This is a genomic window from Rhodoluna limnophila, assembly GCF_005845365.1.
Taxonomy (GTDB): Bacteria; Actinomycetota; Actinomycetes; order Actinomycetales; family Microbacteriaceae; genus Rhodoluna; species Rhodoluna limnophila.
This window is the reverse complement of sequence record NZ_CP040509.1, coordinates 852922-878890: the sequence shown is the minus strand read 5'-3', so window position 1 is coordinate 878890 and position 25969 is coordinate 852922. Positions and strand designations below refer to the sequence as shown.

Sequence of the window (25969 nt, the reverse complement as noted above, 5' to 3'; positions counted from 1 at the left end):
TTAGTTATGGAAGAAAACGAGTTTGAAGACTACGACCGCGAAGCTGAATTGGCTTTGTATCGGGAGTATCGCGACATCGTTGGAACCTTCAAGTACGTAATCGAAACTGAGCGCCGCTTTTATTTGGCCAACGAGGTTGATCTGCAACGTGTTGATGCTGGCACCGATTTTTACTTTGAGTTGAACATGAAAGATGTTTGGGTCTGGGACATATACCGCTCGGATCGCTTCGTTAAGAGTGTTCGTGTGCTGACCTTCAAAGACGTGAACGTTGAAGAACTCACTGGTGCAGCTTTTGATCTGCCAAAAGAACTTGCAGTCGGCGAGTAAATCCACAGCCTAGATTTGGGCACCCTTTTACACAGATGGTCACTGCGGTGACCATCTTTTATTTAACCGGGGCAGTCTGTTTGGGTGAATCAAAAACAACTCTTGGGCAAATACGGCGAAGACCGCGCCTCGCAATTTCTCACCGACCGCGGTTACGAAATAGTAGATCGCAATTGGCGAGGTGCGAGCGGTGAAATAGATCTGATCGCCCTAGAAAAGGGGCGATACGTGTTTGTCGAAGTCAAGACCAGAAATGGAACTGGTTTCGGGCATCCTTTTGAGGCAATCACCCCGCTTAAAGTTTCTCGCATGCGCAAACTCGTTGCCGAATGGTGCCGAGACCACGAGGTTTCTGGTGTCAAGGTGAGGCTTGATGCAATAGCGGTGCTGGTCAATCAGGGCAGAGTCGCAATCGAACACCTGAAGCAGGTGTTCTGATGCCGGTTGCAAAAACTTTTGCCATCAGTTTGCTCGGTTTAGCCGGCACCCTGGTTGAAATTGAAGCTGAAATTTCAAGTAATCTACCCTCGTTTGTCCTGGTCGGTTTGCCCGATGCTTCGCTGAGCGAGGCCAAAGATAGAGTCCGCTCGGCCATCCAGAACAGTGGTCTAGAAATGCCCGCGCGTCGAGTCACGGTCAATCTTTCGCCAGCCTCAGTGCCCAAGTACGGCGCAAGTTTTGACCTAGCCATCGCGATGGCTATTTTGGCTGCAAACCTAAAGGTGTCTATAAATCCGGGGCAAATTTTCTTAGGTGAGCTTGGCCTGGATGGCTTGATTCGTGGTGTTCGAGGAGTGTTGCCGGCGCTGCTGGCGGCTAAGGCAGCCGGATGCACCCGAGCCTTTGTTCCCCAGGTGAACTTTGCTGAGGCCAGCCTTATCGATGGCATTGAGGTAACTGGTGTCGAGCACCTGAGGCAGGTTGCTGCTATTCATGGTGCTGAGGTTCGAACAGACGATGTTTCGTTCGCGCAAACCTTTGAGGTGCAGACCGTTTTGGAGTCTATGCATCAAAGTGGTGTGGACATTTCAGATGTGGTCGGTCAGGATTCTGCTGTCGAGGCTCTGACCGTGGCGGCCGCTGGAGGTCACCACATGCTCATGGTTGGGCCACCCGGTGCTGGTAAAACCATGCTGGCCGAGCGCCTACCAACTTTGTTGCCCGATCTAGAGCTTGAGGCTGCATTAGAGACCACAGCGGTTCATTCAATTTCAGCAGCAACCCCTGAAGTGCGTGCCACAAGCCTGATCCGGCGGCCACCATTCGAGTCACCTCATCACAGCGCCTCGGTGGCTTCACTGGTCGGTGGTGGTGTCGGTCTTCCTCGGCCGGGTTTGATTTCTCTGGCAAACCACGGGGTCCTTTTTCTGGACGAGGCTCCTGAATTTATGCTGCCGGTGCTCGAGGCTCTTCGGCAACCACTTGAGTCCGGCGAGGTAATGATCAATCGCTCGGCTGGCACGGCTAGGTTCCCGGCTCGTTTTCAATTGGTGATGGCAGCTAACCCATGCCCTTGCGGTCGAGGCTTTGGTAGGGGCGCGCAGTGCACCTGCAGCTATCTCCAAAAGCACCGATACGCCTCGAAGCTTTCAAGCCCCCTGCTGGACCGTATCGACATTCGCCTCCCGCTTTTACCGGTTAGTTCGGCAGAGATAGCGCTTCATCGAGATTCGGCCGTTCCTCGCGAAAGCTCTGCCGAACTGCGGGCCAAGGTTTCACAGGCGCGTGCGGCAGCTGAATCAAGGCTTATCGGCACACCTTGGAAACTAAACGCGCAGGTGCCTGGGCCTTACCTCAGGAGGCAACTAAAACTAGGACGGGCAGTCACTAAAGAACTCGACCGTGCTCTTGAGCGGGGTTTGCTGAGCATGCGAGGTTACGACCGTTGCGTGCGGTTGGCTTGGACCATTGCCGACCTGGCCGGCAACCAATCACCTACAGTCGAAAACATCTGCGAAGCACTGATCCTACGTGGCGGCGATAATCCGTTGGAGGCTGCCTGATGGCCACCGATACAACCTTGCGGATGAACCCAAAAGAGGTCGATTTAGCCCTTGTCGGGATGGCTACGGACCACTCGGCCAATTTTGACATCTTTGCCCGAGCCGCGTGGAGCACAATCTGCGAGCCGGGGGATGGTTTCGCTGGCTGTCTGGTGTCTATTCTTGGGCCGGTCAGGGCTCTTGAATTACTGATTGCGGGACTCGAATCCAACTCCGTTGAGCGCAGTTTGAATCAGGTGGGGTTCTCACTGGATACACTGCCGGACTTTGAAAACGGTCAAAAATACCTGGATGACGCTCGTGCGAGATGGAGTCAAAGACTTAGCTCCCAGGCTGTCTTTAGAGCCCTTGAATACATCCGGTCGGTCGGAGGGAGCCTCTTGGTTCCAGATGAGGGGATATGGGCCAACGGTCTTGCTGACCTCGGAAGTTTTGCTCCGTTTGCGCTCTGGGTTAGAGGTCGCACCGACCTGCTCGGTTCAAACCTAAGTCTGGCCATTGTCGGGTCCAGGGGAGTGACCGAATACGGTCGCAGGGTTACAGCCGAACTCACTTACACAGCAAGTCAGCTGGGTGCGGTAATCGTATCGGGAGGGGCTCTTGGGGTTGACGCTGTTGCCCATCAAACTGCGCTTGCGTCGGAGCCAGGGACCATTGCCGTGCTAGCTGGAGGGGTAGACCGGTTGTATCCAAGTGCAAACCGCCTTCTGTTGGAGAGAATTTGCTCAGAAGGCGCGGTAGTTGGTGAATTACCTCCAGGTTCTGCTCCGAGCAAGTGGCGCTTTTTGCAGCGAAATCGGTTGATTGCTGCGCTGGGGCACGCCACCTTGGTTACCGAGGCCAACTGGAGATCTGGCGCCCTCAGCACAGCCCGCCACGCCTTGGCTCTAAACCGCACGGTGGGTGCTGTGCCGGGGCCAATTTACTCGCCCAAGTCAGCGGGGTGCAATCAACTTATTGAGGCAGGGCAGGCATCACTGGTGAGCGGAACGGCAGGCCTCAGGGACCTACTCCCGCTCAGTGGGGCCTTTGAAGTGGATCAGCCGATAGCCGGTCTTGGAGCTATTGAAACGCGGGTCCTCGATGCAATCGGGTTCGGCCATGAATCCCTTGAAATTATTTGCCGAGAGGCAGGCCTCACTCGCAACGAAGCAAAATTTGGTTTAGCTCAACTTGAATTAGCCGGACTCGTTGAGCGCCGCGGTTCCGATTGGCGCCAAGTGCAAACTAACCTTTGATTGTGAACGAAGCCTTTGTGCAGACCCTGGATAAATTTGAAACCCATTTGGGTTCAGGTCGGGGGCGCTCGCCGAATACCATGCGGGCTTACCTGTCCGACATATCTGAACTTTTAGCTTTCGGTGAGGGTCGGGGCCTAAACCGCCCCGCTGACCTAGATCTCGAACTCATCCGAGATTTCCTGTGGCACCTAAATCAGCGTGGTCTTACTAAGACCACCTTGGCCAGGAAGAGCGCAGCCATCAGGTCGTTCACATCCTGGTTGCACCAGGCGGGTATATCAAACTCGGACCCTGGTCAGCGGCTGCGATCTCCGAGGGCTTCGCGGTCTCTTCCAACAGTGGTTTCGCGCGAGAGCCTCGAAATGATTTTTGAACACCTGAGGCCGCTGGCGGTAATCGATAACCCTCAGGGGTTGAGGGACCTACTAGTTATCGAACTCCTTTATGCCACTGGTGCTCGCGTAAGCGAGTTGGTTGGTTTGAACCTGGAGGATGTTGACTACGACCGAAGGCTTCTAAGAGTGACCGGTAAGGGGTCAAAGCAGCGAATGGTTCCCTACGGTCTCCCGGCAGCGGAAGCACTTGACCTCTGGATTCGCGCCGGTCGAGGACAGTTGGCAAATGAGTCCAGCGCCACAGCGCTGCTCCTAAATTCAAGAGGCCGCCGGCTTGGAGTCAGACAGGTTTACGCCCTGGTGGCAAAACTACTAGAAGGCACTCCAACCGGATCTGCGGGCCCACATTCATTGAGGCACAGTGCAGCAACTCACCTTCTTGATGGGGGAGCTGACCTTCGGGCGGTGCAAGAATTCCTCGGACACTCAAGCCTTGGAACCACGCAGATTTATACCCATGTATCTGTAGAACGACTCAAAGATAGCTACAAAAACGCCCACCCTCGGGCCTGATTTCAGTCAATGGTCGGTAGCAATCGGCTGGGATTCAGGCCGCCAATCAAAGCCAGTGGCGACAGATACCAATCGTTTTTTCGCAGAGAGAAATGCAGGCATCGAACGGCTTGACAGTGTTGCCGATAAGAAGGTTTGGCATCGCACACCCATCCGATTGGATCTTGCCTTCTCACTAAATCACCGACTTTTAGGTCGGTGCAGAGCGGTTCAAACTCGGTAATTTCTCCGCCGGGATGGCTGAGAGTCAAAAGTGGGCGGTCAACGACCACGCCGACAAATCTAACTTGTCCATCCGCCGGTGCTAATACGGTCTGGTTTAACGAGACCCGGTAGTCCACCCCTCGATGGCCAGCGGAGTATTCGCTATTTGGTTGGCGATACTGATTGACCAATTGCAATCCTTTGCCAGTAACGGTATTGGTTCCTGTGTCGCTTTCCTCGAATGGCAAGGTCCATTCCCGGCCTTGACCTCGTGCTATGCCAAAGGGAATTACGCAGCTAAGCAGCAGGGAAAGTGCGAAGGTGACCCATCTCATGTTTCCACTTTGAGGCTTTGCCTCTCTTGCCCAATAAATCACTGCTAAATGGTGGATAACTCGGCCCCTCGACTGCTAGAATTATCGAAGCGGCAGGCTCGCGACAATCCTCATTTTTTTGAAGGTTGTTTACGCTTGCCGACTTCGCGTGCCGAATCAGATTTACTTCTCACTCAGTCCAAAGCAATTTGGCGAGAAGGATCCGGCACCAGGTGTTTCGGGCAACCGCTCGAACAGAAAACTGAGTGGCGCCTTTGCGCGCCGAAAAAGGAGACTGCTCATGGCAGTAGTAACAATTCGCCAGCTGCTCGACAGCGGCGTTCACTTCGGGCACCAGACCCGTCGTTGGAACCCAAAGATGCGTCGTTTCATTCTGACCGACCGTTCAGGCATCTACATCATCGACCTTCAGCAGTCACTTGCTTTCATTGACAAGGCATACGACTTCGTCAAGGAGACCGTTGCTCACGGCGGAAGCATCCTGTTTGTTGGTACCAAGAAGCAGGCACAGGAAGCAATTGCTGAGCAGGCTCTTCGCGTTGGCCAGCCATACATCAACCAGCGTTGGTTGGGTGGTCTTTTGACCAACTTCCAGACCATCCAGAAGCGTCTTTCACGCCTAAAGGAACTTGAGGTTATGGACTTCTCAGGTAAGACCAAGACTGGTCTAACCAAGAAGGAACTCCTTATCCTTCGCCGCGAGAAGGACAAGCTAGAGAAGGCTCTAGGCGGTATCCGCAACATCACCAAGACTCCATCTGCGATCTGGGTTGTAGACACCAACAAAGAGCACCTAGCAATCACCGAGGCCAAGAAGCTGGGTATCCCAGTAATCGGTATCTTGGACACCAACTGTGACCCAGACGAGGTAACCATTGGTATTCCAGGAAACGACGACGCAATCCGTTCAGTTCAGCTGCTAACCCGCGTTATCGCAGATGCAGTTGCTGAGGGTCTAATCGCTCGTCACGCAAAGCCAGAAGCAGCAGCAGAGCCACTAGCTGAGTGGGAGCGCGAGCTTCTAGAGCAGGGCGCTGCCGAGGCTGCTGCCAAGACCGAAGAAGCTCCTGCTGTTGCAGCAGAGGCTGTAGAGGCACCAGCTGCTGAGGCTGTTGCAGTAGAGGAAGCAAAGTAAAGATGGCTAACTACACCGCCGCAGATGTAAAGGCGCTTCGCGAGAAGTCAGGCGCCGGCATGATGGACTGCAAGGGCGCCCTTGACGAAGCCGATGGCAACATCGACAAGGCAATGGAAGTCCTACGTCTAAAGGGCCTAAAGGGCGTTACCAAGCGCGAAGGTCGCACCACCAGCAACGGCTTGATCGTTGCTCGTGTTGAGGGTGGCACCGGCTACCTAATCGAGCTTGCTTGCGAGACTGACTTTGTTGCTAAGGCTCCAAAGTTCGTTGAGCTTGCTGACCGCGTTGCAGACGCTGTTGTTGCCGCTGGCGCCGAGACCCTTGAGGCTGCACTTGCTGCAGACCTAAACGGTCAGTCAGTTCTAGACGCAATCAACGACGAAGCCGCGATCATGGGCGAGAAGGTTGAGCTTCGCAAGGTAGTTTCAATCAAGGATGCCGCTGTTGACGCTTACCTACACCGCACCAGCAAGGACCTTCCTCCACAGGTTGGCGTGCTTGTTGCCTACAGCGGTTCAGACGCAACCACCGCACACGACGTTGCGGTGCACATCGCAGCATTCTCACCGAGCGTGCTAACCCGCGATGACGTTGACGCTGAAGTTGTAGCAACCGAGCGCCGCATTGCTGAAGAGACCGCACGTAACGAAGGCAAGCCTGAGGCTGCGCTTTCAAAGATCGTTGAAGGCCGCGTAACCGGCTTCTTCAAGGAGAACGTGCTTCTTGAGCAGGACTTCGCAAAGGACACCAAGCAGACTGTTGCTAAGGTTCTTGAGAACGCTGGAGTAACCGTTTCTGCATTCGTTCGCCTACGCGTCGGTGCATAACAAAAAGCCTTAAAAACAAGGAAGGCTCGGTCATTTCGACCGGGCCTTTTTTGTTGCTCGGTTTAGGATAGACAGAGACAAAAGCAACAATCCAGGAGGGTTTCGTGCCAAACAAAAAACGCCGTGTACTGCTAAAGCTTTCGGGTGAGGCGTTCGGTGGCGGCACCCTTGGTGTGAACCCTGACATTGTGGCCGAGATGGCGCGTGAAATCGCAGAGGGCGCCAAGCACGCTGAAATCGCAATCGTGGTTGGTGGTGGCAATTTCTTCCGCGGAGCCGAGCTATCACAGCGAGGCATGGAGAGATCACGCGCTGACTACATGGGAATGCTTGGAACGGTTATGAACGCACTGGCGCTTCAGGACTTCTTGGAGCAAGCCGGCGTTAGCACCCGCGTACAGTCTGCAATCAACATGGCACAGGTAACTGAGGCCTACATCCCGCTTCGTGCAATTCGTCACCTAGAAAAAGGCCGAGTTGTAATCTTCGGTGCTGGCGCAGGCTTGCCATACTTCTCTACCGACACAGTGGCCGCGCAGCGTGCCCTAGAAATCAAGGCCGATGAGGTTTTGGTTGCTAAGAACGGCGTGGACGGCGTCTACTCGGCGGATCCAAAGAAAGACCCAACCGCGGTGCGCCTCGATGAGATCACCTACCAGGATGCCTTGGTAAAGGGCCTAAAGGTGGTCGACGCGACTGCGTTCAGCCTATGCATGGACAACAAGATGCCGATGCGCGTATTTGGAATGCAGCCGGCCGGCAACGTAACCGATGCAATTCTCGGCAAGAAAATTGGAACTTTCGTAACCGCCTAATCGCGGTAAAGAATTAATCAAAACAGGAGAAAAAGTGATTTCAGAGATTTTGGCAGCCGCCACCGAAAAGATGGCTAAGGCCGTTGACGCAACCCGCGAAGACTTCGCGAACGTCCGCACCGGTCGCGCAAACCCTCAGCTATTCCAGAAGGTAATGGTTGACTACTACGGCACCCCAACTCCACTTGGTCAGCTCGGTCAGTTGGCCAACCCGGAGGCTCGCACCATCGTTATCACCCCTTACGACAAGGGCGCGCTGAAGGCTATTGAGACCGCTCTGCGTGAGATGCCAAACCTTGACGCAAACCCACAGAATGACGGAAACCTAATCCGTGTGACTTTGCCAGACCTTACTGAAGAACGCCGTCGCGACTACGTAAAGCTAGTGAAGGCAAAGGCTGAAGACCACCGAGTGGCAGTTCGCAACATTCGCCGCAAGGGCAACGATGATTTGGCTGCGCTGAAGAAGGATGGCCTTGCCGGCGATGATGAAATCGCCCGTGGCGAAAAAGAGCTGGATGCAATCACCAAGACCCACGTGGATGCCATCGACGACGCTCTAAAGCGCAAAGAAGCCGAACTTCTAGAGGTCTAATTTGACTACTCAGCAGCCAACTTCAGGTGGGCGCAGCCTATCTAAGTCGGTTGCGGTCGGATTAGTGCTGGGCGCTGCATTTTTGCTCTCGGTACTCATCTACAAAGAGCTCTTCATGGTGTTTGCAGCTATGGCTGCCGGTTTCGGTGCCTGGGAGCTATCTACCGCACTGAGGCTCAAAGGTTGGTACGTTCCTCGAGTTCCTTCGGTTGTCGGCTCAGTCCTAATCATGCCGGCTGCCTTTTATGGGGGAGCACAACTGCAGTGGCTTGTGGCCTTGGCCATTGTTGCCGCATTGATTCTGTGGCGAACAGTGCACTTGCTTTGGGAACGGCGTGAAAAACCGATCCAAGCCATTCAGCACACCCTTCGCGATTACGCAGCTGCGGCATTTGTGGTCATTTACCTGCCACTAATGACCAGTTTCACAATGCTTCTGCTGCGCCGCCCCGATGGTGCCAGCTGGGTCATAGCCTTTGTGGTTACGGTTGCGCTGATCGATACGGCCGGATACCTGTTTGGTCGCAAATTTGGCAAACACAAACTTGCCCCAGGGGTAAGCCCAAAGAAAACCTGGGAAGGCCTGCTCGCTTCAATTACAGCCGGATCAGTATCAGCAGTCCTGTTCAGTATTTTTGCACTCGGCCTACCGTGGTGGCTTGGTGTCGTATTTGCTGCGGCCCTGCTTCTCGCGGCAGTCTTCGGCGATCTAGCCGAGTCGCTAATCAAACGCGACCTAGGCGTCAAAGACATGTCGTCAATTCTCCCGGGGCATGGCGGCGTCATGGACCGTTTGGATTCAATCCTGCCTTCTGCCCTAATTACCTACCTCTTCATGCAGCTGGTAACTGCCCTCTAGTTTGGAAGCAAAATGAGTTTTTCTTTTCCAGTCGCCGGGCCCAAAGAACTTGGCTATGTGCCCGAGCAGGTAAACGCTTTTATCGACCAAGCTCGCGAGCAATTCAATAGCCCGGATGCCGATCAAGTCACATCTGATCTAATTCGCAATACTCACTTCGATTTGATTCGCGGTGGCTACCTCATCGGTCCGGTTGATTCTGCCCTAGATCGACTAGAAGATACTTTTGCATCTAGAGAAATTCAGCGCCAGATTGCCAAGTCTGGTGACTATGCCGTTGCAGACCGCTTGGCCCGTATCCAAGAAATTCTTCGCGGCCGGGTTGAACGACCAAAGAATCAGAAATTTACTAAGGTTTCGTTCTTGCTTCGCGGTTACAACCGCAAGCAAGTAGATGCACTTTGCGATTCAGTTGCCCGCCACCTAGATTCAGAGACACCACTCGACCTCACCGCTGTTCGACGCACTATTTTCAAAGCGTCCCGCGCCGGTTATGTCGAAAGTCAGGTTGATGCCTTCATCGATCGAGTGGTCGAGGTGCTGCAGATTGAAAAGAACCGCTAGAGCCCTACTTGCCGGTTTAGTTGGTGGCACTCTGATCGCATCGGGGTTTGTGGCGGCCGGCTCAGCAGCACCAGCGGCGGCTCTGAACCCTTTGGCTAAAACTGCACTGCAAGAGCTAAGCGTCAAGGGGCGTGCCGCCAAGACTGGCTACTCTCGCGAGAAATTCTCGGATGGCTGGGGTGACATCGGCAGCTGCGATCTCAGAAATTACATTCTCAAGCGTGATCTGAGCAGTGAAGTTATGCGTAGAGGTTACAGCTGCATCGTCGAAACCGGCATTCTTCGTGACCCTTACACAGCCAAGACGATAAATTTTGTGCGAGGTCAATCGACCTCAATCAAAGTTCAAATCGACCACGTGGTGGCCGTCAGTGATGCCTGGCAAAAGGGCGCTCAGAAGCTTACTTACGCACGCAGGTATGCCTTTTATAACGACCCGCTAAATTTGCTGGCGGTGGATGGGCCAACCAATAGCCAGAAGGGTGATTCCGATGCCGCAAGTTGGCTGCCGCCCAATAAGAGTTATCGTTGCGCCTACGTTGCCAGGCAGATCGCAGTTAAGCGCAAATACGCACTTTGGGTAACCTCGGCAGAGAAAACTGCCATGGTATCTGTGCTGTCGAAGTGCCCAACACAGCGTTTACCTGGTTAACAGATTCTGGTAATAAAACAGGCTCGAAGGTAGACTGAAACATTGCGAGTAACTAGCACGCGGAGGTGAACAATGGGTAGACACGAGGCTGATAGGCCAGAACTGTCGCACCGATTGGGCACCAAGATTGATCAGGCTCTAGAGAAGACCCCGTTCAAGCGCCCTAGGTTTCCGAGGCTCAAGAAGCGGGCTTTTCAGCCGCTGTGGGGGTTCCTCTTCTCAGCAGGCTTCATCCTGGTCACCATCGTTGACCCTTATTCAGGCACCATGGCCAGTGCCAGCACGATTCAAATTTTTGACATCGATGAAGCTGCTCCTGAAGAGACTTACGGTTACGCAAGCACCCAAAAGATTTCGTTTGCCCGCGGTGGTTTCAATATCGTCACCGGCAGCGATGCAGCTGCGCTATTCGTAGAAACGGCTGCGGTTCCGGACCCAGGTACGGCCAAGGCTTATGCTCTCGAGCTGTTAACATCGATGAACTTTGGCGCGGACCAGTACTCCTGCCTCGTCAAACTTTGGGAGCGCGAGTCAAACTGGCGTGTGAACGCCCTAAACAAATCTTCGGGCGCCTACGGTATTCCTCAGTCCCTACCGGGCACCAAGATGGCATCTGAGGGCCCTGACTGGAAAACCAACCACGAGACTCAAATTCGATGGGGCGTGAAGTACATCAAGGGTCGTTATGGTTCTCCGTGTGGAGCTCTGGCTCACTCTGACAAAATTGGTTGGTACTAGTGCCGCGTTCAAACCGGTCACGAAGGGCAAAGCCTGAGGTTCACGAAGAATTGGAATTCAGCGCGTCGCGGTATGGCATTCGTAATGTCGAGGTAAAGCGTGGCGTAGAATACACCACTCAAACCAGCGTTGGTGCGAATGCTGATGATGGAAAGTCATGGACTTGCCCCAACTGCAATTTGCAAATCAATAAAGGCTTGAGTCACATTGTGGCTTGGGATAGCGTCAGGGGAGTAGACACCCGGCGACACTTTCACAATGCCTGCTGGAAGCAATTTCAGGGGCCGTTGCTATGAATTATCCGATCGAGATTCGCTCTGGTGTCGAACTGCCTTCAGTTCGTGAAGAAATTACCCTCCGAACTACAGACGGGTTGACACTGGTCGGAGAACTGTCGCTTCCGGCTGGTCGGGCGCCAAAAGCCACCCTGGTTACTCTCCACCCGCTGCCAACCCACGGTGGCTTCATGGATAGCCACATTCTCAAGAAAGCTGCCAATCGCCTCCCAGAATTGGCCGACATCGCTGTTTTGCGATTCAATACCCGTGGCACTGCTTCGCCTCGCGGAACCAGCGAGGGCGCGTTTGGTGAGGGCGTAACTGAGCAGCACGATGTTGCGGCAGCGGTGGCCTTTGCAAAGGAGCGCGGTTTGCCAAACATTTGGCTGGTCGGCTGGTCTTTTGGTACCGAATTAGCCTTGAAATATGGCATATTTCACGAAGTTGTTGGCGCCATTTTGCTTTCTCCTCCGCTGCACCGAGCCACCGATGTTGAGGTTGCGCGCTGGGGCGGCAGCGAAAAACAATTGGTGATTTTGGTACCTGAGTTTGACGACTACCTGCAGCCAGCAGAGGCGGCTGAGCGCTTTGCGAGCGTTGCCCACGCCGAGCTAATCGGTGTTGACGGAGCAAAGCACCTTTGGGTCGGAGAGAACGCTACCAAGCGAGTCTTAAACGAGATTGTTCGCGCAGTACAACCGGAACGTTACCCGCTGCCTGAATCCTGGCAGCCCGAGGTTCTTTAGCGCGCTTCTTGATACGGGGTGTAAACCTGGCGCAGAATCAGCATGATTGAGGCCGCCACCGGGATCGAAACCAGAGCACCAAGCACACCCATCAGTGCACCGCCGGCAAGTGCGGCAACCACAACAACAGCACCCGGTACAGAAACTGCGCGGCTCATGATTTTTGGGCTGATGATGTAGGCCTCAACCTGCATGTAGATGATGTAGTAAATACCCGAAATTAGAGCCACGGTCGGCGAGACACTGAGTGCTACCAGCGTCACCAGAACGGCGGCGCTGATGGTTCCGACTAGCGGGACCAGACCAAGCAGGAATGCGATCATCGCAAGGACCAGTGCGAATGGAACACCGGCGATGCTCATAAAGATGAAGCTGGTCACACCGGCAATTGCTGCGATGCTGGCCTGACCCATTACATAGCGGCCTACCGAGGTCGAGATTTGCTCTGACAAGTCAACAAAACGTTCGCGCTTGCTAGCTGCCACAAGTGAGTAAACCCAGCGCTTGAAGGTGTTCATCGATGCCATAAAGTACAGGCTCAAAATAATGATGATGATGGCCCCGAAAGCACCATTGAAAATTGAAATGCCAACCTGAACCACGCCACCGAGCATGGTCGGCCAGTTTGCTGAGTCACCCAGATAGGCTCCGGTTGAGTTGAGGGCATCGCTAATCGCGCCGCCCAGACGCTCATCAATCGCTGTGATGAAAGGCAGATCGCTGACACTAGCCAAAACTCCCGGAGCGGTCTCAATAAAATGCGCAGTCTCGGTGGCGAGCGTTGGCAAGACCAGGCTGAACAAGGCGGCTAACAGGGCAAGAATTGTGAGTGCCACGGCCAGAATCGCATAACGACGTTTTAGTCCCCAGCTCATCAACTTGTTTACCAGTGGTTCAAAACCGAGGGCAATAAAGATCGCGGCGGCCACGTAAGCGATGATGTTGGCAATGGTGGTGATGGCTCCACCGATGATCAGGGCAGTTAGAACACCAAGGCCACCCAATAGGCCAATCTGGAAGGCATTAGAAATCTTGATGTGCTGCTGCATGCCTCTAAACCTATCGCTTAGCTAAAACTTTGTGGCGGAGGGTTTAGCAGATCTTTTCCGTTGAACAAGTTGCGAAGATTCTTGAAGTAAACCTCAACCGAATCTCGTTCAGCCTGCAATCTTTCTAGGATTACCTTCGACTGGGCAATTCGGCGGTCAATCTCTGCCTGTGCCTCGGCTACTGATTTGCGAGCCTCTGCCTCGGCCGCCGCCATGATTGCGTCAGCCTTTTTGCGAGCAGCCTCAGTGTTCTGCTGGTTGATTGAGATTGCTGCAGCTTCGAGAGTTTCTGCCTCTAGACGGGCAGCACTGGCTCGGGCTAGTGCAAGAGCCAATTGGGCATTGGCGTCATCCAAGTACTTTTGAGTGGTTGCCACGGCCTCTTGGTGCTTACGCAGGTACTCGGCCTCTGCCTCTGCGCGGCGGGCAGTAAGTTCTAGCTCCAGGTCGATACGGGCTTGTTCGGTTACCAAAGTCTGCGCGTAATCGAGGTCTAGGTCGCGCGTATTCTCGCGGAAGGCAAGTAACTTTCGTTCAGCAAGGTCGCGCTCAACCTTTGACTTCAGCGTCTCGACCTCGCGCTTTGCCGCAGCGCGCATCTTGGCTGCCTCGGTAGCTACCGATCCGCGAGTCGCTCCGGCTTCGCGAATGGCCTCATCCATAACCCGAGCCGCATCATTCTTGGCCTGGTTGATGATTTCGTCGTAGTCAGCGCGGGCAGCTGCAGAGATGCGATCTGCGCGGCGCTGGGCCTCTGCAACCAACGAGTCGTAGTAGCCCTTGGCTTCTCCGTGGAGAGCTGATACCTCAGCCTCTAGTTCTTTGCGCTGCTTGGAAATGACGTTGTTTGATTCGGCCAACAAGAACCGAGCCTGATCTTCGGCGGTGCTCAGAATTAGGGCAGCACGTGCTCCAACGCCGGTGTACGAAGGATCGCCCGCTTCGGCAAGCTCCATCAGCGCCTGGTCCCGCTTGGTGGCGGCTTCTTTTAGCTCCTGGGCAAGCTGTGCATTTTGCGCTGAAAGCTGCATCAGATCTCGGCGAAGGTCCTTTAGGGCGTCGTCAACCAACCCACGATCGTAGCCTCGAACGACTACTGGGAAACTGGTCTCTTCGCCTGACAAATGAAGGCTCCTAGGCACTTGGGTACAATAAAGGGAGGCTTTCGCCCTCCGCCAAGTTTACCTGATTGGATATCGCATGCGCTTTTTGATTGCAGCTGCGCTATTCGTCATTTCTGTTTTCATGCTGGTGTTCGGTCTGGCGCAGCGCACCATCTGGGCCCCGCCCGAGGCGCACGTTGCCGAAGTGAGTATTGAAAACCCAAGTTCACTTGTGGTTGTCCCAAACTCAGTTCTGACTTCCTATCCCGGTACTCCTGTTATTGAGGCCATGGGTTCAGAGACAGTCTTTATTGCCACTGGGCGTCAAAGTGACATTGAAGCTTGGATAGGCGCAGTTAGTCACAACCAGCTTGCTGTCGGCGATGCAAAGACCGGTGTCCAGGCAGAATTTGTGATTGGTTCTGAAAACGTCGGCACACCGGTTGGCTCAGATCTTTGGCGTGATTTCACCAACGATGAAATTGATGCCACCTTGCCGGTGCCAACCGCTGATGAGAATGCGGTGCTACTTGCCTCTGATGGTGTCACTCCCGCTCCGAACCGAATCCGACTAGTTTGGTCGATCATTCCGGATTCCACCTCGTCCAACATCTTGCTAATCGGTGGTGGAATGGTGCTGCTGGCAGCATTCATCATGAACCTGATTGCCTACCAAACCATGCGCCGCAACCGTGGGCCTCGCCGTCGAACCCCAACTCCGCCGAAGCCTCCGCGTTACCGTGCCAAAAAAACCAAGGGAAATGCGCCGGTGAAGGGTCGCCGATCGGCTCGACGCAGGGCGTTTATTGCCGCTCCGGCTACGCTATCGGTGCTTTCTCTGCTGACCGGTTGCCAACTACTGCCGGTAGCCGAACCTAGCCCGAGCTCAAGTGCATCTGCTAGCGATGCACCGCCTGCAGTGGTTACTGAGCCTCAGCTAAAGCGAATTCTTGCGGATGTTGCCGCCGTTGCGCTTTCGGGTGACGATGCCAAGGATGCAAAGCTGCTCAAGTCACGAATTGTTGGCCCAGCTCTTGCTATCCGAACCACCCACTATAAGCTGCAGAAGAAGTCAGACACTGTTGCTGCAATGCCAGCGATCGTTGACTCGCCGCTGTCCTTCAGTCTTCCGGCAGCAAGTACCGCTTGGCCTCGCGTGGTCATGGCCGTAACCGATGCTCCTGGTGACGAAGCGCTTCCGCAGATGCTGGTTTTGCAGCAAGATACTCCGCGAAGCAAGTACCGCCTCTGGTACAACATTCGCCTCATGCCGGGCGCTGAAATTCCAGGTGTTGCCGGTTCGGACATCGGTGCTATCCCGGTTGAGTCAGACAGTTTGTTCTTGAAGTTGGAACCGAAGGCACTGCCGGCTGCCTACGGCGATGCAATCAATAAGGGTCAAGCCAGCCTTAGCTTTAGCCTGTTTGATACCGCTGAGGATGAGTTCTTCATTCAGGTTTCTGCCAGCCAGAAAAAGCAGATTGAAACATTGACCGAAGCAAAAATCACTTTCACGCATAAGCTCGGCAATCCAAATGTTCCCGCACTGTCTACCAGCGATTCGGGGGCCTTGGTCGCGGTGTACATGACCGATACCTACAAGATCAAGCCAAAGTCGGCCGGATCCGCTGTTGCGGTTTCGGGGCAGGAGAAGTTGCTTTTGGGCACAGATGGTTCGACCACGGGTGTAACCAGTGTGTACGGAAACATGTTGCTGTTCTATGTGCCGGCTTTGAGTGAGGCCGACAAAAAGGCTCGCTTGCTTGGTGTGACCCAGGGACTACTCAGCGTAAAGGTGTTGTAAATATGGCCGATTCGATGTCTAGAGCAAGTTTGGCGGGGGCCGTTGACTTGTCCAGCTTGAGAAAACCTGAGGCCAACCAAGCTGCCGGCGCGCAGAGCCAAACGGGTGTTCAGGAACCAATCCGCGTCCCTGACCTAGTCGCCCTCGGAAACGCCAATAACCTCAAGGGTTTCGTTACGATTTCAGCCAACGTTCCGGTTGTCATCGAATTCTTTTCCGCCGGTAACCCCCAGAGTGATGCCCTAGCTGTTTCACTCGAGAAGGCCGTTCGCTCCCTCGGTGGCCGAACGCTTTTGGTGCGCATCGACGCCCAGGCTTCGCCAGAGGTTGTTCAGGCTTTTGCTGTCCAGGCCATGCCAAGCGTCGTAGCCCTGATCAAGGGTCAGCCAGTTCCGCTGTTCGAGGGTGATCAGCCGCTGGATCACGTTAACGCCTATCTGAACCGCCTGTTGCAGGTTGCGCAAGAAAACGGCGTGGCTGGGGCCTTGATCGTCTCAGATGAATTCAGTGGCCCAGCAGAGCCAACTCTGCCTCCAAAGCATCTAGAGGCCATCGAGGCTATTGAGGCTGGCAACTATCAGGGCGCCGTGGCTATTTATCAGGGAATTTTGTTGGATAGCCCAGCAGATGCACTTGCCGTAGCTGGCTTGGCCCAGGCAAAATTGCTTGAGCGGACCAGGGGAGTGGACTTTGACGCCGTACTTGGGTCCGCGCCACAGGACCAGGCAGAGGCACTGCTAAAGGCCGACGTTCTAGTAGTCATCGGTCATGCCGGTCAGGGGTACCAAACTGTTCTCACCCGGTTTGCTGTTGCCGACAAAGATGAGCGCGAGGTTTTGAGAAAACATTTGCTCGAGCTCTTCTCGATTTCACAGCCGGACGCTCCAGAACTAGCTCAGGCTCGTCGAGCCTTGGCCGCGTTGCTCTACTAAACAGCCACTGATAGCGGTGACCGCTCCAAGAATTACTTGGCCGGCTTGAACCAAACGGCACCGAGCGGTGGCACCGAAATGCTAGCCGAGTGCGGTTGACCGTGGGTTCCGTCACCAGTGGCTTCAATTTGGCCAAAATTTCCAACTCCCGAGCCACCGAACTCAGTGGCATCAGTATTCAAAATTTCATTCCACTTGCCCGACTTTGGTAATCCGAGTTTGAAGTCATGGTGAGGGTGGCCGGCAAAGTTAATCACAACAGCGATTGGCTCGCCCTTTTCGTCATAGCGAAGGAATGAGAGCAGGTTGCCGTCTGCGTTGCCGCCGTCGATCCAAACAAAGCCCCTGTGGTCGTGGTCAAGTTGCCACATCGATGGGTTCTCTAGATAAACGCGGTTGAGCGTTGCTACCAACTGCTGCAGACCGCGGTGAATCGGCTGGTCCAAAATCCACCACTCGAGTCCACGCTCTTGGTTCCACTCTGACTGCTGACCAAACTCTGAACCCATGAACAACAGCTGCTTGCCAGGGTGAGCCCACATAAATGCCAGGTAGGCACGCACGTTGGCCAGTTGCTGCCAGCGGTCGCCCGGCATCTTTGATAGCAGCGAGCCCTTGCCATGTACTACTTCGTCGTGGCTAATTGGCAGGATGAACTTCTCGTCATAGGCGTAGAGCATCGAGAAGGTCAGTTCGCCGTGGTGGTACTTGCGGTAGGCCGGGTCTTTTTCGATGTACTGGAGGGTGTCGTTCATCCAGCCCATGTTCCACTTGAATCCAAAGCCAAGTCCGCCACCGTCGGTAGGTGCGCTTACGCCGCCCCAACTGGTTGATTCCTCAGCAATCATCATGATGCCAGGATTGCGGCGATACGCGGTGGCGTTTACCTCTTGCATGAACGAGATGGCATCAAGGTTTTCGCGGCCACCAAATTGGTTTGGTAGCCAGTTGTCGCTCTCGCGCGAGTAGTCAAGGTAAAGCATTGAAGCAACCGCATCCACCCGGAGTCCATCGATGTGGAATTCTTCAAGCCAGTAGAGCGCGTTGGCAACCAAGAAGTTCTTAACCTCGGTGCGGCCAAAATCAAAGATGAAGGTACCCCAGTCTGGGTGCTCGCCGCGTCGAGGGTCTTCAGCCTCATACAGCGCACGCCCATCAAAGCGGCCCAAGGCCCATTCATCCTTCGGAAAGTGAGCCGGAACCCAGTCAAGAATCACACCGATGTTTTCGGCGTGCAGACGGTCGATTAGGTACTTGAGGTCATCGGCAGAGCCAAATCTTGATGTCGGTGCGTAGTAACCGGTTACCTGGTAACCCCAAGATGGTGCGTAAGGGTGCTCGGCCAGGGGCATGAACTCAACGTGGGTAAAGCCCATCTCTTTGACGTATGGGATCAGCTCGTCGGCAAGGCCGCGGTAATCCAGGCCTAGTCTCCACGAACCGGCGTGCAGTTCGTAAATAGACATCGGTGCTTTTAGGGCATCCCGCTTGGTACGAGCGTCGATCCACTTCTTGTCTTTCCACTTATAGGTGGACTCAGACACGATTGATGCGGTTGAAGGAGGGACTTCGGTTGCCCGGGCCAGCGGGTCAATCTTGGTAATCCAGTTGCCGTCCTGGGTCAAAATTTCGTACTTGTATTTGGTTCCAGCACCGATGCCCGGAATGAACAGCTCCCAAACTCCAGAGGCGCCCATTACGCGCATTGAGTGAGCAACGCCATACCAGTGGTTAAATTCGCCAACCACGCGCACAGCCTGGGCGTTTGGGGCCCAAACCGCAAAGCGGGTGCCGTGGCTTTCGCCCAACGATCCCTTAACGCTGTGAAGGTTCGAGCCCAGTGCTCTCCATAGCTCTTCGTGGCGCCCTTCACGAATCAGGTGAAGGTCAAGCTCACCCAGAGTTGGCACGTGGCGGTAAGGGTCGTCGATGCGCCATTCAACATCTGCGTCATCACCATCGTAGGTGGCAACGATTCGGTAGTCAGGAACCTTCTTGGCGTCCACAAACCCCTGCCAGACGCCGTGAGATAGGTGCTCGAGAGTTACCGGGTCGGCGCCGTCCAGAATCGCGGTGACAGTTTTTGCCAATGGCTTGAGGGTTCTAATCACCCAACCGGTTTCGTGCGGGTGAATACCCAGCAGCGAGTGAGGGTCGTGGTGGGCGCCATTGGCAACCCGCTCAATGAAATCGCCAGAGAGCTCAGGCAGAGTGATTTGAGTCTTTTTACGAGTAGCCATGGTTGATCTTTCTCTTAAAGCACTTTGCCGATTTTGAAAATGTGTGCAGGTTCGTGGAATGCATCGAGGCGGACGTAGTTATCGGTGGACCATTTGTAGGTCTCGCCAGTAATCAGGTCATGCACTTCGAAGGTTGCGCCCTCAGGTAGGCCAAGTTTGGCTAGATTCAAGTGCACTGTTGTTTCGCGCACAGCGTGCGGATCAACATTTGCCACCACCAAAACGGTGTCTGCTTTTCCGCTCTCGGTGTGTTCTGCCGCCAGATGCTTTGAGTAGCAGATGATTGCCGAGTCGTCTGTGTGGTGAAGCTCAAAGTTTCTAAGTTGACGCAGGGCAGGGTGGGCGGAACGAATCTGATTAAGTTTGGTGATGTATGGGGCAATGCTTCGACCGCCCTTTTCAGCAGCCTGCCAGTCACGTGGCCGGTACTCAAACTTTTCGCTATCGATGTGTTCTTCGGCGCCTGGGCGGGCCACCGACTCGCAAAGTTCGTAGCCGGCATACATTCCCCAGCTAGGTGAGGCCGTAGCTGCGATTGCAGCGCGAATCTTGTGCGCTGCCGGGCCACCAAACTGTAGGTACTCGGTCAAAATGTCAGGGGTGCTCACCCATAGGTTTGGGCGGAAAAAGTCTGAACTGGCCTTGGAAATCTCGGTCAGGTAGCTTTCAAGCTCCGCTTTGGTGTTTCGCCAGGTGTAGTAGGTGTAGGACTGCTGGAAACCGGCCTTACCCAGTGCGTGCATCATGGCAGGGCGAGTAAAGGCTTCGGCCAAAAAGACCACCTCAGGAAACTCTGAGTTGACCTCATTGATCAGCCATTCCCAGAAAGCCACCGGTTTGGTGTGTGGGTTATCAACTCGGAAAATCTTTACTCCGCGCGAAACCCAGAGCTTGATAATCCGAAGTGACTCGAAGTAGATGCCTTCTGGGTCGTTATCGAAGTTGATCGGGAAAATATCCTGGTACTTCTTTGGAGGGTTTTCGGCATAGGCAATTGACCCATCAGCACGAGTCGTAAACCACTCAGGGTTGGACTTAACCCACGGGTGGTCTGGTGATGCCTGTAGCGCAAAGTCCAATGCAATTTCAATTCCAAGATCATTAGCCGCCCTAACAAATGCGGCAAAGTCCTTCTCGGTTCCTAGGTCTGGGTGAATGGCATCGTGGCCACCAGCCTCGGAACCAATTGCCCAAGGTGATCCAGGGTCCTGTGGCCCGGCTGTGAGCGTGTTGTTCGGTCCCTTTCGATATGCAACACCGATTGGATGGATTGGCGGCATGTAAAGCACGTTGAAGCCCATTTCTGCCACAGCGGGCAGGCGCTTCATCGCCGTTTTGAAGTTGCCCGAGGTCCAAGTCTTGGTTTTGGCATCAAATTTGGCTCCCTCGCTGCGCGGGAAGAACTCGTACCAAGCGCCAACGCCTGACCTAGAACGTTCGGATTTGATTACAAACTCTTCGCTGAGGGTAATCAGGCTGCGAATCGGCTGGTTGGCGATGGCCTTTGCGATGGCTTTGGTTTCGGCCTCGGCAAATCGCGATTGGGCAGAACGTGAGGTGTCGCCAAGTTTTTCGGCGAGTTCAACCAAGTTGCGGGCGTTGGCAGCTGTGCGGCCTTTTTCGGCTGCGGCCCTAGTCAAAAGGGCAATGCCCTCGAGCATCATCAGTTCTTCATCAATGCCAACGGCAAGCTTGACACTGGCGTTGTGGTGCCAGGTTTCAAAATCATCTGCAAAAGCACGAATCTGAAAGGTGTATGTGCCTTCTTCAGAGAGCAACACCGATGTGTGCCAGCGGTCTGAGCCTGGAGCGCCAGCCACCATACGGTGCACGGTTTGGGTTCCGGTCGGTGAGGTTAGTAGCACCTCTGCCGCGAGTGCGTCGTGACCCTCGCGAAAAACTGTGGCGGCAAAAGGAACTACTTCACCTGCATAAGCCTTGGCTGGCCAGCGACCGTTCTCGACAGCCGGAGAGACTGACAAAATCGGTAGGCGCCCAAATGGTCGTGCGTGTCGGTAGCTGATCTGGTTAACTTTGCTCACACTCCATAACTTAGCGACAAATTATTGACGGATTGCCCGGTTTACCAAGGCTTTACATATCCGTTAGCAAGTCAGTGGTGGGTTAGGCAAAGCTGGCGCGGAAAAGCTGCATCGAAGTGCCTGAAAGATTCACAGTGTCACCCGGCTGATATGTCTGGGTTGAAGCCCGTGGAACATCGTGGGCACTATTCCAGAGCATTTCGTAACCGGTCACCCCGTCGGCGGCCGGCAAGATGACCTCAGTGGTTTTCTCAACACCGTGGATTACCAACAGCATTGCGTTTTTCTCACCGTTTGCCCCATTGTGCAAGCTGTAGCGGCTGATGGTTCGGCATTCGGTGTTGTGCCAGTCGTCGGTCGACATGATTTCACCGGCTGCGTTGTACCACTTGAGTAGGTCGTGTTCTGAGGTGGCGTCATCGAACGAGCTGTAGTTTCTAGGGCGCAGCACCGGATTTTCGCGTCGTAGCTGCGTTAGGTAGCTGAAGGTTTTCTCGAAGTCGCGTTCACTTCGGGTTGGATTCCAGTTAACCCAGGTCATCACGTTGTCTTGGCAGTATGCGTTGTTGTTGCCGTTCTGAGTTTTAAGTCGCTCGTCACCGGCGGTAATCATCGGAATTCCGTAAGAGAACAGCAGGGTTGCCATCAGGTTTCGGGCAGCCTTGTGTCGTTGAGCCACAATCTGCTCAGTAGCACCGATGCCCTCGTGCCCATGGTTGAACGAGTGGTTGCCGTTAGTGCCGTCACGGTTGCTCTCACCGTTGGACTGGTTGTGCTTAACGTCGTAACTAACCAAGTCACGAAGGCAAAAACCATCGTGTGCGGTTATGAAGTTCACCGCTCCAACAGTGCCGGTTGGGCTGTCAAAAATGTCTCGAGACCCCGATAGGCGGGTGGCAAGATCGCTTACGCCATTCCAGTGACTTCCAGAATTTCTTGCCGCAGAGATGTCACCGAGCCAGAATCTTCTAACTGAATCGCGGTAGCGGTCGTTCCACTCGCTGAACCGCTCTGGGAAGTTGCCGGTTTGCCATCCGCCAAGGCCAACATCCCACGGCTCAACGATCATCTTGGCCTCAGCCAAAATCGGGTCCTCCACAATTGATCGGAGCAGCGGGTGGTTCGGGTCGTAGTGGTTGTTCTCGTCGCGGGCCAGCGTGGTGGCCAGGTCAAACCGGTATCCGTCTACCTGAAGCTCGGTGGTCCAGTAGCGCAGGCTCTCGAGGACCATGTGAACCACGTGTGGGTTACTGAAATCAAGTGAGTTACCGCAGCCGGTTGTGTCGTGGTACCAACCCTTTTCGTCTTGACGGTAGTAGTTGGAGTTGTCCAATCCACGGTATGAGTGGGTCAAGCCGCCGCCGCCACCTTCGGCGGTGTGGTTGTAGACCACGTCAAGCAATACTTCAATTCCATTGCGGTGCAATTCACGGATGGCGGTTTTGAGCTCGACCAAGATAGCCTCTGGACCAGCCTTAATTGCTGCAGCGGTGGCGTAGCGGTGGTGTGGGGTAAAGAAATTGATTGAGTTGTAGCCCCAGTAATTAATTAGACCCATGTTCATCAGGCGCGGTTCAGAGATGAACATCTGAATCGGCAATAGCTCAACGGCGTTTACGCCGATGTTCTTTAGATGCTCAATCGTGCTTGGGTGGCCTAGAGCCGCATAGGTGCCGCGAAGTTCATCAGGCAGTGCGCTATTGCCACGAGTGAGGCCACGGGCGTGTGCCTCATAGATAACTAATTCGTCTAGCGGAATGTTTGGCTTTGCAACGCCCTGCCAATCGAAGTCTCCGTCGACCACTACACAGTGAAACTCTCTCGCGCTCTCGCGAACAACACCCTTGGCGTACGGGTCAATCAGCAGCAGGCTGCTGTTGAAGCGGTGGCGTGGACCCTCCGGTCCAGTTGCTCGAAGGCCGTACTTAGTTCCAGGAACTAGGTGGCTGCTCGAAGCAGACCAAATTCCGTTGGCGCCGCGAACCAAGTCAATGGTTTCGATGGTTTCGCGAGGATTCTCCGGGTTCAGAATGCAGACTTCAATTGTGTTCGCCGAATCTGAGTACACGCGAATAGTGCCGATGCCGTCAGAGACGGTAACGCCCATCTGGCCTGGTTCAGGCATTTGAAAATCAGACATTTGCACCATTTATGTTCGTAGGGTCAAACAAAGCAACTCGCTAATCCTAACCAGCAAACGGTTTCAGTCTTATTAACTACTACGGCCAAAGATTAGTCTTGACCTATGGCCGCATACCTAGATCACGCAGCAACTTCTCCGTTGTTGCCAGAGGTAAAGCGCGCCTACCTCGAGAATCTTGACCTCATCGGCAACCCCTCATCAGTTCACAGCCTCGGGCAATCTGCACGGCGGGTGGTCGAAGAGGCACGCGAAGCAATTGCTGCTGCCGTAGGAGCCCACCGGAGTGAGGTTATTTTTACCTCTGGCGGTACAGAGGCTGACAACCTTGCTGTGAAGGGATTGTTCTGGCACCGATCAGGCCAAGATGCCCGGCGAACCGTAATCATTTCAGCGGCAACCGAGCACCACGCCGTAATCGAACCACTTGAGTGGCTAGAGAAAGAGCAGGGAGCCGAAGTTCTCTGGTGTCCAGTCAACCCGCGGGGAGAGCTAGACCTCGACTGGATCAGAAATGTGCTGTCCGACCGCGCGCCTGAAATCGCTTTCATTTCTCTAATGTGGGCCAACAACGAAATTGGCGTACTTGCACCCATTTCAGAAATCACAGCTCTGGCAGCAGTTCACCAAATTCCGGTCCACTCCGATGCAGTGGCTGCCTTTGGTCATACGCAGGTCAACTTTGCCGAATCTGGGCTGGCCGCTATGTCGATCTCTGGCCACAAGCTTGGTGCGCCGGTAGGCATCGGTGCGTTGCTTGTCTCGAGAAAGACAAATTTGACCGAGGTGATTCATGGCGGAGGTCAGGAGCGCGGGGTTCGGTCGGGCACGCTGTCGGCTGCACTTGCCGTTGCGCTCGCCGAAGCTTGTCGTCTGGCGGTTACTGACCTTGAAGCCAAACTTGAGCAGATGAGCGGCTTGATTGGTTATTTGCGCGAGCAAGTAAGCACATTGGTTCCTGAGGCGATCTTCACGAGAGGAGATGCCCCAGCTATTTCTGGAAATGCTCACTTTATGTTTCCAGGTTGCGCCGGAGACTCGTTGTTGTTCTTGCTGGACACATCCAACATCGCTGTATCCACAGGGTCAGCCTGCCGAGCAGGAGTCGCTGACCCATCGCACGTAGTGATTGCAACCGGTAGGTCTGAGGTTGAGGCTCGCAGTTGCCTGAGGGTTTCAATCAGTCCACAAACATCTCGAGCTGAAATTGATCAGTTTTTAGCTGCGTTGCCGGCAGCCTACGCTTCCGCCAGAAAGGCTGGGGTTTCAGGCCGGTAACTCAATGGCCTGACGGTGCTGGAAAGTAGACTTGTGGCATGAAGGTTTTAGCTGCGATGTCTGGCGGGGTTGACTCAGCCGTTGCCGCTGCGAGGGCCGTTGAAGCCGGCCATGAGGTTGTTGGAGTGCACCTAGCGCTCTCGCGCATGCCAGGCACGCTCCGAACCGGTTCCCGAGGTTGCTGCACCATTGAAGACTCGATGGATGCCCAGCGTGCGGCCAATATCCTCGGAATTCCCTACTACGTGTGGGACTTCTCAGAGCGATTCAAAGCTGATGTTGTCGACGATTTCATTGCCGAATACCAAGCCGGGCGCACACCGAATCCGTGTATGCGCTGTAATGAGCGAATCAAATTTGCTGCCCTACTTGAAAAGGCCTTGGCTCTGGGCTTCGATGCTGTTTGCACCGGGCACTATGCCAGCCTGCTGACAGACGAGGCAGGCAATCTTGAGTTGCACCGTTCTGCAGCCCTGGCCAAAGATCAGTCTTATGTTTTGGGCGTGCTTACCGCTGAGCAACTCAAGCATTCAATGTTTCCCCTCGGTGCCACTGCCTCAAAAGATATAATTCGTGCGGAGGCAATGGAACGTGGTTTGGCGGTCGCAAATAAGCCGGACAGCTATGACATCTGCTTTATTCCAGAAGGTGACACCCAGGATTGGCTAGCCGACAAGGTTGGAACAGAGACCGGACCAATCATTGACCGTGAAGGCAATGTTCTGGGTTCTCATGAGGGCGCACACGGTTTTACAGTTGGCCAGCGTAAGGGTCTTTCAATCGGTCGGCCGGCTGCTGACGGTAAACCTCGCTATGTGCTTGAAATTCGACCAAAGACTAACACCGTGGTGGTCGGCTCTCAGGCAGCTTTGGCTATTGCTGAGATGTTCGGCGAAAAGTTCACCTGGTGCGGACAGGCTCCGGCAAATACGTCTGATTGGACGCAAATTCATGTGCAGGTGCGTGCGCACGGCGATGCAATTGCAGCTGAATTCAAGGTCACAGATTCCGCCATGGTAATTCGAGTCAGCGAACCACTGCTTGGTGTTGCGCCAGGGCAGACCGCTGTTCTGTACCTCGGTACTAGGGTGTTGGGTCAGATGACAATTGATCAAACCGTATCGGCAGTTCCAGTCGGTGCTGAGTAA

At 54.4% G+C, this 25969-nt stretch carries 24 protein-coding genes and 1 pseudogene; 19 read left to right on the top strand and 6 right to left on the bottom strand.

Annotated elements, in window-relative coordinates; translation table 11 throughout:
• Positions 1 to 6 precede the first annotated feature (6 nt).
• The 6 genes and pseudogenes from FFA38_RS04275 to FFA38_RS06975 all read left to right on the top strand — a co-directional run bounded on the left by FFA38_RS04275 (position 7) and on the right by FFA38_RS06975 (position 4482).
• Complete coding sequence (locus FFA38_RS04275; RefSeq protein ID WP_138275556.1) at positions 7 to 330, top strand: DUF2469 domain-containing protein; 324 nt, start codon at positions 7 to 9, stop codon at positions 328 to 330.
• Between the two features lie 84 nt (positions 331 to 414).
• Complete coding sequence (locus FFA38_RS04270; protein ID WP_138315643.1) at positions 415 to 768, top strand: YraN family protein; 354 nt, start codon at positions 415 to 417, stop codon at positions 766 to 768.
• Positions 768 to 2333, top strand: coding sequence for a YifB family Mg chelatase-like AAA ATPase (locus tag FFA38_RS04265; protein ID WP_138275554.1), 1566 nt, complete (start codon positions 768 to 770; stop codon positions 2331 to 2333). The genes FFA38_RS04270 and FFA38_RS04265 overlap by 1 nt, the downstream gene beginning before the upstream one ends.
• Before the next feature lie 59 nt (positions 2334 to 2392).
• Positions 2393 to 3571 (top strand): DNA-processing protein DprA, encoded by a 1179-nt coding sequence (dprA, locus tag FFA38_RS04260; protein WP_172956004.1) that lies wholly within the window; start codon positions 2393 to 2395, stop codon positions 3569 to 3571.
• A 2-nt stretch (positions 3572 to 3573) separates the two neighbouring features.
• A pseudogene (locus FFA38_RS07005) lies at positions 3574 to 3834 on the top strand (site-specific integrase); the annotation flags it as partial.
• Positions 3835 to 3936: 102 nt separating this feature from the next.
• The gene (locus tag FFA38_RS06975) at positions 3937 to 4482 is read left to right on the top strand and encodes a tyrosine-type recombinase/integrase (RefSeq protein WP_253786217.1); all 546 of its coding nucleotides are present in this window, start codon (positions 3937 to 3939) and stop codon (positions 4480 to 4482) included.
• A 2-nt stretch (positions 4483 to 4484) separates the two neighbouring features.
• Here FFA38_RS06975 and FFA38_RS04250 read toward each other — a convergent pair whose 3' ends face one another.
• Positions 4485 to 5063 carry a M23 family metallopeptidase gene (locus FFA38_RS04250; RefSeq protein WP_138315641.1) on the bottom strand — a complete coding sequence of 193 codons (579 nt, stop codon included), beginning with the start codon at positions 5061 to 5063 and terminating at the stop codon, positions 4485 to 4487.
• 238 nt (positions 5064 to 5301) lie between these two features.
• Here FFA38_RS04250 and rpsB point away from each other — a divergent pair, with 238 nt between their 5' ends.
• The 9 genes from rpsB to FFA38_RS04205 all read left to right on the top strand — a co-directional run bounded on the left by rpsB (position 5302) and on the right by FFA38_RS04205 (position 12233).
• A complete protein-coding gene (gene rpsB, locus FFA38_RS04245; RefSeq protein ID WP_138275551.1) occupies positions 5302 to 6156 on the top strand; it encodes a 30S ribosomal protein S2 in 855 nt (284 codons plus the stop codon).
• A 2-nt stretch (positions 6157 to 6158) separates the two neighbouring features.
• The gene (tsf, locus tag FFA38_RS04240; protein ID WP_138275550.1) at positions 6159 to 6986 is read left to right on the top strand and encodes a translation elongation factor Ts; all 828 of its coding nucleotides are present in this window, start codon (positions 6159 to 6161) and stop codon (positions 6984 to 6986) included.
• A gap of 104 nt (positions 6987 to 7090) precedes the next feature.
• Positions 7091 to 7801 carry a UMP kinase gene (pyrH, locus tag FFA38_RS04235; RefSeq protein WP_138275549.1) on the top strand — a complete coding sequence of 237 codons (711 nt, stop codon included), beginning with the start codon at positions 7091 to 7093 and terminating at the stop codon, positions 7799 to 7801.
• A 34-nt stretch (positions 7802 to 7835) separates the two neighbouring features.
• Positions 7836 to 8396 (top strand): ribosome recycling factor, encoded by a 561-nt coding sequence (gene frr / locus FFA38_RS04230; RefSeq protein ID WP_138315640.1) that lies wholly within the window; start codon positions 7836 to 7838, stop codon positions 8394 to 8396.
• Between the two features lies 1 nt (position 8397).
• Positions 8398 to 9255, top strand: a complete 858-nt coding sequence (locus FFA38_RS04225) for a phosphatidate cytidylyltransferase (protein ID WP_138315639.1) — start codon at positions 8398 to 8400, stop codon at positions 9253 to 9255.
• Between the two features lie 12 nt (positions 9256 to 9267).
• A complete protein-coding gene (locus FFA38_RS04220) occupies positions 9268 to 9819 on the top strand; it encodes a DivIVA domain-containing protein (protein WP_138315638.1) in 552 nt (183 codons plus the stop codon).
• A complete protein-coding gene (locus tag FFA38_RS04215) occupies positions 9803 to 10471 on the top strand; it encodes an HNH endonuclease family protein (RefSeq protein WP_336470565.1) in 669 nt (222 codons plus the stop codon). The genes FFA38_RS04220 and FFA38_RS04215 overlap by 17 nt, the downstream gene beginning before the upstream one ends.
• 72 nt (positions 10472 to 10543) lie before the next feature.
• Entirely contained in the window at positions 10544 to 11209 is a 666-nt protein-coding gene (locus FFA38_RS04210; RefSeq protein ID WP_138315636.1) for an aggregation-promoting factor C-terminal-like domain-containing protein, read from the top strand.
• Positions 11210 to 11501: 292 nt separating this feature from the next.
• Positions 11502 to 12233, top strand: coding sequence for an alpha/beta hydrolase (locus FFA38_RS04205; protein ID WP_172956003.1), 732 nt, complete (start codon positions 11502 to 11504; stop codon positions 12231 to 12233).
• On the opposite strand, the gene FFA38_RS04200 is transcribed toward FFA38_RS04205, so the two are convergent.
• Positions 12230 to 13282 (bottom strand): AI-2E family transporter, encoded by a 1053-nt coding sequence (locus FFA38_RS04200; protein WP_138275542.1) that lies wholly within the window; start codon positions 13280 to 13282, stop codon positions 12230 to 12232. The two genes, FFA38_RS04205 and FFA38_RS04200, sit on opposite strands and share 4 nt — an antisense overlap.
• A gap of 17 nt (positions 13283 to 13299) precedes the next feature.
• Positions 13300 to 14406 carry a coiled-coil domain-containing protein gene (locus FFA38_RS04195; protein ID WP_138315635.1) on the bottom strand — a complete coding sequence of 369 codons (1107 nt, stop codon included), beginning with the start codon at positions 14404 to 14406 and terminating at the stop codon, positions 13300 to 13302.
• A gap of 76 nt (positions 14407 to 14482) precedes the next feature.
• Here FFA38_RS04195 and FFA38_RS04190 point away from each other — a divergent pair, with 76 nt between their 5' ends.
• Positions 14483 to 16189: a DUF8094 domain-containing protein gene (locus tag FFA38_RS04190; RefSeq protein WP_138315634.1), complete on the top strand. Its 1707-nt coding sequence runs from the start codon at positions 14483 to 14485 to the stop codon at positions 16187 to 16189.
• A gap of 56 nt (positions 16190 to 16245) precedes the next feature.
• Positions 16246 to 17121, top strand: coding sequence for a tetratricopeptide repeat protein (locus FFA38_RS04185; protein ID WP_172956002.1), 876 nt, complete (start codon positions 16246 to 16248; stop codon positions 17119 to 17121).
• A gap of 32 nt (positions 17122 to 17153) precedes the next feature.
• Here the strand turns inward: FFA38_RS04185 and glgB are convergent, their stop codons facing one another.
• From glgB to glgX, 3 genes are all read right to left on the bottom strand, one after another.
• The gene (gene glgB / locus FFA38_RS04180) at positions 17154 to 19361 is read right to left on the bottom strand and encodes a 1,4-alpha-glucan branching protein GlgB (RefSeq protein WP_138315632.1); all 2208 of its coding nucleotides are present in this window, start codon (positions 19359 to 19361) and stop codon (positions 17154 to 17156) included.
• Positions 19362 to 19375: 14 nt separating this feature from the next.
• Complete coding sequence (locus FFA38_RS04175) at positions 19376 to 21403, bottom strand: alpha-1,4-glucan--maltose-1-phosphate maltosyltransferase (protein ID WP_172956001.1); 2028 nt, start codon at positions 21401 to 21403, stop codon at positions 19376 to 19378.
• Positions 21404 to 21485: 82 nt separating this feature from the next.
• Positions 21486 to 23543, bottom strand: coding sequence for a glycogen debranching protein GlgX (glgX, locus tag FFA38_RS04170; RefSeq protein ID WP_253786114.1), 2058 nt, complete (start codon positions 23541 to 23543; stop codon positions 21486 to 21488).
• Between the two features lie 105 nt (positions 23544 to 23648).
• On the opposite strand from glgX, the gene FFA38_RS04165 reads away from it, so the two are divergent.
• Both FFA38_RS04165 and mnmA read left to right on the top strand, forming a co-directional pair.
• Positions 23649 to 24821: a cysteine desulfurase family protein gene (locus tag FFA38_RS04165; protein ID WP_138315631.1), complete on the top strand. Its 1173-nt coding sequence runs from the start codon at positions 23649 to 23651 to the stop codon at positions 24819 to 24821.
• 38 nt (positions 24822 to 24859) lie between these two features.
• Positions 24860 to 25969, top strand: coding sequence for a tRNA 2-thiouridine(34) synthase MnmA (gene mnmA, locus FFA38_RS04160; protein ID WP_138315630.1), 1110 nt, complete (start codon positions 24860 to 24862; stop codon positions 25967 to 25969).